The sequence below is a fragment of the Microbacterium sp. MTN4-26 genome, assembly GCF_042846595.1.
In the GTDB taxonomy this organism is placed as follows: Bacteria; Actinomycetota; Actinomycetes; order Actinomycetales; family Microbacteriaceae; genus Microbacterium; species Microbacterium luteum.
The window spans coordinates 19994-32128 of record NZ_BTGO01000009.1 but is presented as its reverse complement, the minus strand read 5'-3'; the positions used below and the strand labels follow the sequence as shown (position 1 = coordinate 32128).

Sequence of the window (12135 nt, the reverse complement as noted above, 5' to 3'; positions counted from 1 at the left end):
CATGGATGCCCCCACCGACCTCAGCGGCACCGACGAGCTGACGCTCACCGGGCTGCGCGTCTTCGGTCACCACGGCGTGCTCTCTCACGAGCGGCGCGACGGCCAGGAGTTCATCATCGACGTCGTCATGCACCTCGACGTGCGCGAGGCGGCCGGGGCCGACGACGTCGACAAGACCGTGCACTACGGCGAGGTGGCCGAGCATGTCGCCGGCCTCGTCGCGCACGATCCGGTGGATCTCATCGAGACGGTGGCGGCGCGGATCGCCCGCGATCTTCTGGCCCGGTACTCCCGTCTGCGCCGCGTGACGGTCACGGTCCACAAGCCGAACGCCCCGATCCCCGTGCCCTTCTCGGATGTCTCGGTGCGCGTGACCCGTGCGCGGTCGGGACGATGAGCCGACGACTGGCGCAGGGGATCGGCGATCCGCCGTCGCGCGAATCGCGCGCGACGGTCGAGGCCGTCGTGGCGCTCGGGGCGAACCTCGGCGACCGGGAGGAGACGCTGCGGGAGGCCGTGCACGATCTTGCGCGCCTGCCGCTGGTCGACGAGGTCCGCGCCGCCGAGCCGATCGAGTCGGTGGCCGTGAAGCCGACCGGACCCGACGAAGACGCCCCGGCCTACCTCAACTCCGTCGCTGTGCTCACTACGCGCCTCTCGCCGGCCATCCTCCTGTCCTACCTCCACGCCATCGAGGCGCGGCACGGTCGGGAGCGCCACGAGCGCTGGGGTGACCGCACCCTCGATCTGGACCTCGTCTCGTACGGCGACATGGTCTCGCGCGAGCCGGCCCTCACCCTGCCGCATCCCCGCGCGGCGGAGCGCGAGTTCGTGCTGGTGCCGTGGCTGGTGATCGATCCCGACGCCGAGCTGGCCGGGCACGGCCGGGTGGCCGACCTGCTCGGCCGGCTGCGGGGCTCCTCGTGAGTCGTACCGGCGCGGGCGTGCTTCTCGTGTGCGCCGTGCTCGGCGTCGGCGCGGGGTTCCTCGTCGACCAGGTGCTGACCGCGTCGGGGCGGCCGACCTTCACCCCCGCGGTGATGCTGCCGATCCTCCTCGTGCTGCTGGGCGGCGCGGTCGTGGCCCTCGCCGTTCCGGTGCGCCGCGCCACACGCGGCACCGGGGCCTCGCCGAACCCGTTCCAGGCCCTGCGGATCGCGATGCTCGCCAAGGCCTCCTCGATCGTGGGTGCTCTCACCGCCGGATTCGCCGTCGGACTCGCACTGTTCCTCCTCACCCGGCCGGTCTTCCCCTCGGTAGGCTCGTTGGGGGTCGTGCTGGCGACCGTCGGCGGTGGGGCGGCACTCGTCGCCGCGGGCCTGGTCGCCGAGCACCTGTGCACGATCCGGAAGGACGACGATGACGAACACCCCGGAGGTCCCGACACCGGAATCGGAGCCGGCGGCGTCTGACCCGACGCTCCCGACGATCGGCGACCACGCGGCTGCCGCGAGCCCGTACCGCGACGCCGCGCTCGACGACGGCACGTTCGAGCACATCCGCGAGCCGAAGGGCGAGGCGCGTCTTCCTCTCGGCGACGGCACGTGGCACCAGCTCGCACGGCCGTACGTGTGGGTCCAGCTCATCTCCGGCGGCTTCTTCTTCGCCCTCGTGCTCGCGGTCGCCGTCGTGATGACCGTCGTGCTGGGACAGTGGTGGATCTGGATCCCGGCCGGGGTGGTCCTGGTGGTCACCGGGATCGGCCTGATCATCACGCCGCGTCAGGCGCGCGCCGTCGGGTACCAGCTGCGACGCGATGACCTCGTCTTCCGCAAGGGCATCCTGTGGCAGCGCGTGGTGGCCGTGCCCTACGGGCGCATGCAGCTCGTGGACATCACCCACGGTCCGCTCGACCGGGGCTTCGGCATCGCGCAGCTGAAGCTCGTCACCGCCGCGGCCTCGACGGGCGTCGTCATCCCCGGGCTCACGCAGGAGGCCGCCGAGGTGCTGCGCGACACCCTGATCGACGTCGCCGAGACCCGTCGGACGGGACTGTGACAGAGATCCCTCCCACCTCCCCCGTGCCCGGGGGACCGCATCCGGCGACCGGAGTCACGCGATCGCCGCTCAGCGACGGCGACTGGCACCGGATGCATCCGCTGACCCCCGTGTTCCGGGGCGGCCTCGTGCTCGTGGTCGTGGTGGGCATCATCGTCGCGAACCTGCGCGACCGGGTGATCGCGTTCTTCTTCGACGGCGTGATCCCAGGTGGCTACAACGCCGGCCAGGACCCCGTGGACTACGTGCTCGGCCACGGGCTGGTGCTGGTCGTGCTGCTCGGTGTGCTCGGCGTGCTCCTGGTCGTGCTCGGGATCTTCTACATCACGTGGCGGTTCCACACGTTCCGCATCACCGGCGACGACGTCGAGGTGCGCTCGGGCGTGCTCTTCCGCACCCACCGCCGTGCACCGCTGGACCGCGTGCAGGGGGTCAACCTCACACGGCCGATGATCGCGCGGCTGGCGGGCATGGCCAAGCTCGAGGTGGTCGGGGCCGGTCTCGATGCGAACGTCAAGCTCGAATACCTCTCGACGACCAACGCCGAGGAGGTGCGCGCCGACATCCTGCGCCTCGCGTCCGGGCGCCAGCTCGCCGAGGCGAGCGTGCGGGCCGAGCGCATGCACGGCCGCGCGGCGGGTGATCTGGCCGCCACGGCGGCGTCGACGGTCTCATCCGGCATCGACGGACTCGTGCACGGGGCGGAGGATCCCGCCGACGAACCGGAGTCGGTCGTGCGCATCCCGCCCGGCCGGCTGATCCTCTCGCAGCTGCTCAGCGGATCGACGATCGCGCTCGTGCTCGGCATCGTCGCGGTCGTGCTGGGCGGTGTCTACGGCACACCCTGGGTGCTCTTCGCGATGCTCCCCGTGCTGCTCGGCTTCGGCACCTACGCCTTCCGGCGGATCACCCGTTCGCTGCGATACTCGATCGCGCCGACCCGCAGCGGCGTGCGCATCACCTTCGGGCTGTTCACCACCGTGACCGAGATCGTGCCGCCGGGCCGCGTGCACGCCGTCGAGGTGTCGCAGTCCATCTTCTGGCGACCGCTCGGCTGGTGGTCCGTGACGCTCAACCGCCTGTCGGGCCGAGGGGCGACCGACACCGGCACGGATCAGTTCGCCACCGTGCTTCCCGTCGGCGACCGCGACGACGTCGCGCGCGTGCTCGGCCTCGTGCTGCCGCACCTGACGCCGGATCAGTGGCGCGCGATCTTCGAGGACGGTGTGCTCGGGCCGCAGCCCGAGGATCCGTACACGACCACGCCGCGTCGCGCGCGTCTGTTCCGCCTGCTCTCGTGGAAGCGCAACGGCTTCCAGCTCAGCGACGACACGCTCTTCCTGCGACGCGGTGTCATCTGGCGCACCCTCGGGGTCTTCCCCCTCGCCCGGCTGCAGAGCGTGGATGTGACCCAGGGTCCCGTGGATCGGCGCCTGCGCGTCGCGAACGTGCGGGCTCACACGATCGCGGGTCGGGTGTCGGGTGCCCTCGGCATCGTGGATCGGGATGCCGCCGTCGATCTCTTCGAGGCCGTCGCGGCCGGTGCCGTGCGCGCAGCGGCCTCCGACCACTCGCATCGCTGGGACGGCGAACCGGACGGTGCCGGCGAAACGGACGGTGCCGGCGAAACGGACGGTGCCGGCGCAACGGACGGTGCCGATGAACCCGTCTCGCCCGCCGGACCGGCGGAGGCGGACCGATGACGCGCGAAGGGCGCCTCGGCGTCGGGATCGTCGGCGCCGGACGCGTCGGACCGGTCATCGGCGCCGCGCTCGCCGGCGTCGGCCACGCGCTCATCGGGATCACGCACGGCTCCGACGAGGAGCGCGTCGAGGCGGTGCTTCCCGGTGTGCCGTTCCTCGACGCCCCCGAGGTCGTGCGCCGCAGCGAACTGGTGGTGCTCGCCGTGCCGCACGACGAGCTCCCCGGCCTCGTGGCGGGCCTGGCCGAGACCGGCGACTGGCAGGCGGGTCAGCTCGCGATGCATCTGGACCCGGCCTGGGGGACCGACGTGCTCGCTCCGGCGGTGGCCAGGGGCGTCATCCCGCTGGCGATCCACCCCGCGATGACCTTCGCGGGCACATCCATGGACCTGCGCCTGCTCGCCCAGTCCTATGCGGCCGTCACGGCCCCCGCCGCGGTGCTGCCGATCGCGCAGGCGCTCGCCGTGGAGCTCGGCTGCGAGCCGGTCGTGGTGTCCGAAGCGGCTCGCCCCGCCTATGCCGAGGCGATCGCGACGGCGACCACCTTCTCGCGATCGATCGTCGCGCAGGCGGCGGCCCTGCTGGCCGAGGCGGGGGTCGCCGATCCGGGGCGCTATCTGTCGGGTCTCGTGCACACGACGGTCGACCAGGCCCTCGTCGACCACACCGCGGTCTGACGCGGTCGGGTCCGGCCCGCGAGGGTCGATACGATCATCGGATGATCAGCACCACCGCGGGGCTCCGCACCCGGCTCGCCGAGCTGCGAGCAGAGGCCCCCGCGTCGACGGTCGCCCTCCTCTCGACGATCGGCGCACTGCACGACGGCCACCGCGACCTCATCCGCGCCGCACGAGAGGCGGCCGACATCGTCGTCGTCTCGATGTTCCTGAACCCGCTGCGGTTCCGCACGGCCGCCGATGCGCAGGCGTACCCGCGCACCCCGGAGGCGGACCGGGCGATGCTCGACGAGCTCGACGTCGACATCGCGTTCGCTCCGACGACCGTCGAGCTGTTCGCCGACCTCTCCTCGACGACGAAGGTCTCCGCCGGCGACCTGGGGCTGCGCTACGAGGGGCGCTCTCGTCCGTACTACTTCGACGGGCTGCTCACCGTCGAGGCGAAGCTGTTCTCCCTCGTGCGACCGGATGTGGCCGTCTACGGGCGCCGCGACCGGCAGCGGGTGTTCCTCGTCGAGCGGATGATCCGCGACTTCTTCCTCGACATCGACGTCGTCACGGTCGACATCGTGCGCGACGGCGGCGGGCTGCCCGTGTCCTCGCGCGTGGCGCTGCTCGATGACGCCGACCTCGCGGCGGCGGCGAAGCTCCCCCTCGCGCTGGAGGCGGCGGCCGCCAACGCGGACCGCGGCGTCGACGCGTGCATCGCGGCGGCGCAGGGCGCCCTCATGGGCGAACCGCGCATCGCCCTCGAGTACCTCAACGTCGTCGACCCGGCCACGTTCCTGCCCGTCGACGAGGGGCACGCGGGGCCGGCGCTCGCGCTGATCGCGGCCACGGTGGCCGGCCACCGCTTCATCGACAACGTCGAGATCTACATCGGCTGAGCCCATCCGGCTCGTCCTGCCGCCGCGGCTAGACTGGGCGGCGACTTTCGCGAGGAGCCCCCCGACATGACAGACACGTCCGCTGCGCCCGAAGACGCGGCCGAGCAGTCCGCCGACGACACCTTCGAGCAGCGGGCGGTGCGGCTGGCCAAGCGCGAACGCCTCATCGCCGATCGCGCCGACGCCGCCGGCGGCGCCTACCCGGTGAGCGTGCCCGTCACCGACACGATCCCGGCGCTGCGGGCGCGCTACGGCGACCTCGAGGCGGGCGCCGAGACGGGCACCGTGGCCGCGGTCGCCGGCCGCGTGGTCTTCAGCCGGAACACCGGCAAGCTCTGCTTCGCCTCGCTGCAGTCCGGCGACGGCAGCCGCATCCAGGCGATGGTGTCGCTGGCGAACGTCGGCGAGGAGTCGCTGGCGGCCTGGAAGGAACTGGTCGACCTCGGCGACCACGTCTTCGTCTCGGGAGAGGTCATCTCCTCGCGTCGCGGCGAACTGTCGATCATGGTCTCCGAGTGGCGCATCGCATCCAAGGCCGTGCTGCCGCTGCCGAACCTGCACAGCGACCTCAGCGAGGAGAGCCGCGTGCGCAGCCGGTTCCTCGACCTCATCGTGCGCGACCGTGCGCGTGAGACCGTGCTCGCCCGCGCGAAGGTCAATCAGAGCCTGCGCCAGACGTTCACCGAGCGCGGCTTCGTCGAGGTCGAGACGCCGATGCTGCAGGTGCAGCACGGTGGCGCATCCGCCCGCCCCTTCGTGACGCACTCCAACGCGTTCGACGCCGATCTCTACCTTCGGATCGCGCCGGAGCTCTACCTCAAGCGCGCCGTCGTCGGGGGCATCGACCGCGTCTACGAGATCAACCGCAACTTCCGCAACGAGGGCGCCGACTCCACCCACAGCCCGGAGTTCGCGATGCTCGAGGCCTACGAGGCCTACAGCGACTATCGGGGCATCGCCGATCTGACGCAGACCCTCATCCAGGATGCGGCGATCGCCGTGGCGGGGACCACCGAGGTGACGTGGGCCGACGGCACCGTCTACGACCTCGGCGGAGAGTGGGACCGCATCTCGATGTACGACTCGCTCAACGCGGCCCTCGCCGAGGCGTGGACCGACGGCGCCGCGCCGAGGATCGACCCGCAGACCCCGCTCGAGCCGCTGATCGCGATCGCGGAGCGCTTCGAGGTCGAGGTGCCCTCCCACGCGATCCCCGGCAAGCTCGTCGAGGAGCTGTGGGAGCACTTCGTCAAGGGCGGCCTCGAGCGGCCGACCTTCGTCATGGACTTCCCGCTGGACACGAGCCCCCTCGTGCGCGAACACCGCAGCATTCCGGGCGTCGTCGAGAAGTGGGACCTGTACGTGCGCGGCTTCGAGCTGGCCACGGGATACTCCGAGCTCGTCGACCCGGTGATCCAGCGCGAGCGCTTCACCGAGCAGGCGAAGCTCGCCGCGCAGGGCGATGTGGAGGCGATGCGCATCGACGAGGAGTTCCTGCGCGCCCTCGAGCACGGGATGCCGCCGTCGGGCGGTATGGGCATGGGGATCGATCGGCTCCTCATGGCCATCACCGGCCTCGGCATCCGCGAGACCATCCTCTTCCCGCTGGTCAAGTAGGGTCCGGACCCCGGTCTCCCGCCGACTCGCCCGGACGCGGCCGGTGGAACGCCCACTCCGGAAGGTGTCCGGCGTTCACCATCGTCAGGACGATGCCCGCGAGGCCGTGGTCCGGTTCGATCGCGAACGCCATCTCAGCGAAGGCCGCCGCGTGCGTGGAGCGCCCCAACGCCCACGACAGCCACGCGCAGGTCGCGAGGGCCCCGGCGCGGCGCGCTTGCGGAGCCGCCGCGGCTGCCGCGCGCGCCGCATCCAGTGCTCGGGTCAGACGTTCGACATCGGGCATGGGGCCTTCTCCCCACATTCGCCGGGCGATGTCGGGCGGATACGCCTCGCCGTTCTCCCACCGCGCCTGCGCATCGAGCGCGTCATCACCGTCGAGGAGCGTTCCGCACCACTGAACGAGGGCCACGTCGCGCAGCGCGGGGCGCGACAGGCACCACGTCAGCAGTGCGAGGTCGAATTCCGCGGCGGTGTCGGCCTCCGCCTCGACGACCTCCTCGAACAGGGAGGGGACGTCGTCGAGCGCGTCGATGGCGGCCACCGCCTGCGGATCGATGCGCTCCTTCGTCGGGGTGCCGAGAACGGCGCGGATCGCCGCGTCCAGCTGCGTCAGGGCGCGCGCCACGCGCTCCTTGGTGGCGAGATCGGGTGCGGGGAGTGTCGCGCCGGATGCCTGATCTCCGGTCGGCGCGGGAAGCTCGGGCATCGCCTCCGCGCCCCGCTCGATCTCATCCAGATCCCAGCCGCCGTCGGGAGACTCCGGGTCCAGCGTGGAGCCCCATCCGTCCGCGGCGACGCACAGGGCGTCGCTCACCCGGAGCCCGGCCGCGTCGGCCCGCACGGCGAGCGCCTCGAGCAGCGCGCGGTGCGGCATCCCATCGCGATAGCTCGCGGCGGTGTAGACGATCGCCGCGAACCCGTCGACCTCGGGCAGGCGGCAGATCATCCCGAGGAACGTCGCCGCGCAGCGGTCGACCTCGTCGGCATCAGCGCCGACGGGGAGGTCCACGCGCATGACGCCGGTGGTGCGGGTGCCCACGAACGGCACGAGGACGAGGCTCTCGGTGGGCTGATATCCGGCCAGCCGAGGGACGAGGGCGAGGAACTGCGCCGCGTTGGCGGCCTTCACGATCGAGGTCATGGATCCACCGTCATCGCGCGATCGCGGCCGTGGGGACGAGATCGGCGCGATGGGGGAACTCGACGTTGTCCACAGGCTCGTCGGGGGCAGGACGCCGGCTCCCAGCGAACCCCGCGACAGGGCGCGTATCCTGGAGGGGTGGATGACTTCTGGCTCGCGGCCGCATGGGCGATCCTGCCCACCCTCGTCGTCAGCCTCCTGTTCTTCTGGGTCATCCGCAGCATGATCCGCGCCGACCGCAACGAGCGCCGCGCCTACGCGCGACTCGAGGCGAAGGAGCGTGCCCGTCGCGGGCTGCCGCCGGCACCCGAGGCTCCCGCGTCCGGGAACTGACACCGCGTCCCGATAGCCTGGACGCAACGCGCCCGTCGATCGCGATGCGGGCCAGTCAGGGGGACACCACCGTGGCCGAGGATGCCGTCACCTTCGTGTTCACCCCGCCCAGCTGGTGGGTCGTGACGCTCTTCGTCGTGGACCTCATCATCCGCATCACCGCGATCATCGTCATTCCGCGCAATCGGCGTCCGACCTCGGCCCTCGCCTGGTTGCTGGCGATCTACTTCATCCCGTTCGTCGGGGTGCTGCTCTTCCTCGTGATCGGCAATCCCCGCCTCCCCCGCAAGCGACGCAAGATGCAGGACGACATCAACGCGTACATCCGGGAATCCAGCGAGGCGCTCGACTTCGGGAGTCTGCGTCCGAATGCGCCGGACTGGTTCACCTCGCTGGTCACCCTCAACCGCAACCTCGGGGCGATGCCGCTGTCGGGGGACAACGACGCGCACCTGATCTCGGACTATCAGGCCAGCCTGGATGCGATGGCCGACGCCGTTCGCGGGGCGCAGCGCTACGTGCACGTCGAGTTCTACATCCTGCAGTCCGACGACGCGACGGACAACCTGTTCCGCGCGCTCGAAGAGGCGTGCGCGCGCGGCATCACCGTGCGCGTGCTCCTGGACCACTGGGCCAACCGCGGCAAGCCGTTCTACAAGAAGACGCTGAAGCGTCTGCGCGACATGGGCGCCGACTGGCAGCTGATGCTCCCGGTCCAGCCGCTGAAGGGCAAGTATCAGCGACCCGATCTGCGGAACCACCGCAAGCTCCTGGTCGTCGACGGTCTCGTGGCGTTCATGGGTTCGCAGAACGTGACCGATTCGACCTACAACCTGAAGAAGAACATCCGACGCGGCCTGCACTGGGTCGACCTGATGGTGCGCCTGGAAGGTCCCGTCGTCGCGTCGATCAACGCGGTGTTCCTCAGCGACTGGTACGCCGAGACGCAGGAGGTGCTCTACACCGAGACCGACCTCGACGAGCTGAAGGCCGGTCCCGGCGACCTCGACTGCCAGATCGTGCCCTCCGGTCCCGGCTTCCGTTTCGAGAACAACCTGCGCCTGTTCGCCGCCCTCATGTACGCCGCCCAGCGCAAGCTCATCATCGTGAGCCCCTACTTCGTTCCCGACGAGGCGATGCTCCTGGCCATCACGAGCGCGTGCCACCGCGGCGTCGAGGTGCAGCTGTTCGTCTCCGAGGAGGGCGACCAGGCGATGGTCTACCACGCGCAGCGCAGCTACTACGAAGTGCTGCTGAAGGCGGGGGTGAAGATCTGGATGTACCGCAAGCCGTTCATCCTGCACTCGAAGTCGATGACGGTCGACGACGAGGTCGCCGTGATCGGGTCGAGCAACATGGACATGCGCTCGTTCGGTCTGAACATGGAGATCTCGATGCTGGTGCGCGGTGAGGAGTTCATCACCGAGATGCGCGAGGTCGAGGCCGAGTACCGTTCGCTCAGCCGGGAGCTCACCCGCGACGAGTGGGAGAAGCAGCCGCTGCGCTCCACCGTCCTGGACAACCTCGCGCGCCTCACCTCGGCGCTGCAGTGACGCCACGGGCAGATTTCGTTATTCCGCTGTGACCAGACGTGTCGCGATCGTTCGGGGACACGGAGCAAGATGACCTCATGCTCCGTGCTCGCCTTGCCGTCGCCGCCCTCGCGCTGACCGTCTCGTCGGTCCTCATCGCCGGGTGCGGCGGCGCAGCGGCGCCGGCGGTGACCCCGGTGCCCGTGCCCTCGACCGACGACGCGGAGAGCCTCGACGCCGAGATCGACGCCGCGTGGCTCGACGACGGCAGCGCCGTCGGCATCCTCACCTTCGGCAGCTCCACGTGCCTTCCCACGGCGGGCGACCCGTCGTACGACGACGGAGTGGTGACCGTCGAGCTCACCGATCCCCACGGGGTCGTCTGCACGCGGGACCTCGTGGCGCGCGCCACCTACGTGTCGCTCCCGGAGGGGGTCGACCCGGCCGATGACCTCGAGGTGGTCGTGACCGGTTCGTACCGCGGGCAGACCGAGATCGCCGGCGATGCCACACTCGACGGCAAGGGCGGCGGGCTCGACGAGGCCGCTCCCAGCGCCGGCTGGGCCACCGCGGAGATCTTCCTGCTGCTGACGTGGGGTTCATCCACCTGCCCGCCGCTCATCTCGGGAGCCGTCGCGACGACCCCCACCGAGGTGACCGTCACGATCGATCCGCTCCCCGCCGACCAGGTCTGCACGGCCGACTTCGGTCCGCGGGTTTCGGTGATCGCCGTGGAGGGTCTGGATGACGACGCCGACGAGCGCGTCGAGGCAGTGCTCGCCGGCGACGAGTACGACGCGGTGCGCATCCCCATCGCCGGCTCCCGCTGACCCCGGTCCGCGGCCGTCCCCACCGGCGGTGACCCGCATCCGCGGCCGTCCCCACCGGCGGTGACCCGCATCCGCCTCGCCCCGGCCCGCTCCGGCGGTCGCCCCGTGCCCGCTCCGCAGTCACCTTCTGCGAATTACTCGCGGTCACACCCGCACTTTGTGACTGCTGAGCGGGGGAGCCCCTGCTCCGCAGTCGTAACCTGTGGGTCTTCGGGATTGGCACCCGCAGGAAGTGACTGCGGAGCTGTGAAGCCGGCCGAGCGGTGAGACCAGCGGGACGGCCGGCCGGGGCGGCGAGTGGCCGAATCGGCGCCGACCACCCATCGTTCACAGGGCGGTTCGTGGATGCTGCTTCCACAGCTCAGGTGGATGCTGACGCTGGCCGCGACGCGAAGTGCCACGCTCGTGGCATGCACCGCTCGCCGCTTCCCGCCGGGCTCGGATCGACCTTCACCGTGGCGCACGCGCGCGACATCGGTGTGTCCCCGTCGCGACTGCGTGCCGCCGACCTTCATCGCCCGTACCGCGGACTGCGCACCTCGGTGTCGGTCGGCGCGAAGGACCCCGACGTCCGCGGGACAGACCTGAGCCCGACCGCGGCCGCCGCTGTTGACGAAATGCAGGCTCGCGCCCTCCTGCTTGCGCGGACGATGCCCGACACCCAGTTCTTCAGCCACGTCACGGCGGCGGTGCTGTGGGGGTTACCCCTGCCGGGATCCGCGCTGATCGACCCCGAACTGCACCTCCGTGCGCTGGATGTCGGCGTCTTCGCGCCGCTCCGGCATCCGAGGCATGCGGGTGTCGCCGGGCACCAGGTGAGGGCGTCGTTGGCCCATGTCGTCGTGCATCCGATGTTGAACGTTCGGCTCGCGTCGCCGGCGAGCACGTGGGCGATGCTCGGGAGTGTGCTGTTCGATGGACATGATCTGGTCGCCGCGGGAGACGCGACCGTGCGGGAGCCGATGTTCGACGGCGACCCGCCACCCCTCGCCACTCTCGAACACCTGCGCGCGGCGGTGCAGGCGGGACGCCGCGTCGGAGGACCCGCGCTGCGAGAAGCCCTGGAGCGGGTGCGCACGCGGTCGGCGTCGCGGATGGAGACGCGGTGCCGCCTGCTCTTGATCGACGCGCACCTTCCCGAGCCGGGGCTGAACGTGGACGTCTTCGATCCTCTGGGACTCTTCGTGGCCTGCGTCGACCTGGCGTACCCGACGCTCAAGATCGCCATCGAGTACGAGGGGGAGCATCATCTGCGCGACCCGGAGCAGTGGGCGCGCGACATCCGGCGGCACGAGCGTCTGGCCGAGCTCGGGTGGGTCGTCATCCGGGTCACGAAGCGCGACGTCTTCGCGGAGCCGCGTGCGTTCGTCGAGCGCGTGCGGCGCGCCATCCGTTCGCGCACCATCTGACCCGT

At 71.0% G+C, this 12135-nt stretch carries 13 protein-coding genes; 12 read left to right on the top strand and 1 reads right to left on the bottom strand.

Annotation, left to right across the window (positions count from 1 at the left end; translation table 11 throughout):
• Window position 1 precedes the first annotated feature (1 nt).
• The 8 genes from folB to lysS all read left to right on the top strand — a co-directional run bounded on the left by folB (window position 2) and on the right by lysS (window position 6882).
• On the top strand, window positions 2–397 hold the full coding sequence (folB, locus tag ACGG9C_RS09230) for a dihydroneopterin aldolase (protein WP_194384377.1): 396 nt from the start codon (window positions 2–4) through the stop codon (window positions 395–397).
• On the top strand, window positions 394–927 hold the full coding sequence (folK, locus tag ACGG9C_RS09225; RefSeq protein WP_194384378.1) for a 2-amino-4-hydroxy-6-hydroxymethyldihydropteridine diphosphokinase: 534 nt from the start codon (window positions 394–396) through the stop codon (window positions 925–927). The genes folB and folK overlap by 4 nt, the downstream gene beginning before the upstream one ends.
• Window positions 924–1412 carry a DUF3180 domain-containing protein gene (locus ACGG9C_RS09220; RefSeq protein ID WP_194384379.1) on the top strand — a complete coding sequence of 163 codons (489 nt, stop codon included), beginning with the start codon at window positions 924–926 and terminating at the stop codon, window positions 1410–1412. Before folK ends, ACGG9C_RS09220 begins: the two co-directional genes overlap by 4 nt.
• Window positions 1360–1998 carry a PH domain-containing protein gene (locus ACGG9C_RS09215; RefSeq protein WP_194384380.1) on the top strand — a complete coding sequence of 213 codons (639 nt, stop codon included), beginning with the start codon at window positions 1360–1362 and terminating at the stop codon, window positions 1996–1998. The genes ACGG9C_RS09220 and ACGG9C_RS09215 overlap by 53 nt, the downstream gene beginning before the upstream one ends.
• Complete coding sequence (locus tag ACGG9C_RS09210; protein WP_228480902.1) at window positions 1995–3701, top strand: PH domain-containing protein; 1707 nt, start codon at window positions 1995–1997, stop codon at window positions 3699–3701. The genes ACGG9C_RS09215 and ACGG9C_RS09210 overlap by 4 nt, the downstream gene beginning before the upstream one ends.
• A complete protein-coding gene (locus tag ACGG9C_RS09205; protein ID WP_194384381.1) occupies window positions 3698–4378 on the top strand; it encodes a DUF2520 domain-containing protein in 681 nt (226 codons plus the stop codon). Before ACGG9C_RS09210 ends, ACGG9C_RS09205 begins: the two co-directional genes overlap by 4 nt.
• A 41-nt stretch (window positions 4379–4419) precedes the next feature.
• A complete protein-coding gene (locus tag ACGG9C_RS09200; RefSeq protein WP_194384382.1) occupies window positions 4420–5265 on the top strand; it encodes a pantoate--beta-alanine ligase in 846 nt (281 codons plus the stop codon).
• A 66-nt stretch (window positions 5266–5331) separates the two neighbouring features.
• Complete coding sequence (gene lysS / locus ACGG9C_RS09195; protein ID WP_194384383.1) at window positions 5332–6882, top strand: lysine--tRNA ligase; 1551 nt, start codon at window positions 5332–5334, stop codon at window positions 6880–6882.
• Here lysS and ACGG9C_RS09190 read toward each other — a convergent pair.
• Window positions 6875–8026, bottom strand: coding sequence for a DUF4192 family protein (locus ACGG9C_RS09190; protein ID WP_194384384.1), 1152 nt, complete (start codon window positions 8024–8026; stop codon window positions 6875–6877). The genes lysS and ACGG9C_RS09190 overlap by 8 nt on opposite strands.
• 138 nt (window positions 8027–8164) lie before the next feature.
• Between ACGG9C_RS09190 and ACGG9C_RS09185 the strand changes: the two genes are divergently transcribed.
• From ACGG9C_RS09185 to ACGG9C_RS09170, 4 genes are all read left to right on the top strand, one after another.
• Window positions 8165–8359: a hypothetical protein gene (locus ACGG9C_RS09185; protein WP_071045123.1), complete on the top strand. Its 195-nt coding sequence runs from the start codon at window positions 8165–8167 to the stop codon at window positions 8357–8359.
• A gap of 44 nt (window positions 8360–8403) precedes the next feature.
• Complete coding sequence (cls, locus tag ACGG9C_RS09180) at window positions 8404–9912, top strand: cardiolipin synthase (protein ID WP_194384385.1); 1509 nt, start codon at window positions 8404–8406, stop codon at window positions 9910–9912.
• A 77-nt stretch (window positions 9913–9989) separates the two neighbouring features.
• A complete protein-coding gene (locus tag ACGG9C_RS09175) occupies window positions 9990–10721 on the top strand; it encodes a hypothetical protein (protein ID WP_286718143.1) in 732 nt (243 codons plus the stop codon).
• A gap of 410 nt (window positions 10722–11131) precedes the next feature.
• Window positions 11132–12130, top strand: a complete 999-nt coding sequence (locus ACGG9C_RS09170) for an endonuclease domain-containing protein (RefSeq protein ID WP_194384387.1) — start codon at window positions 11132–11134, stop codon at window positions 12128–12130.
• The last annotated feature ends 5 nt before the right edge of the window (window positions 12131–12135 follow it).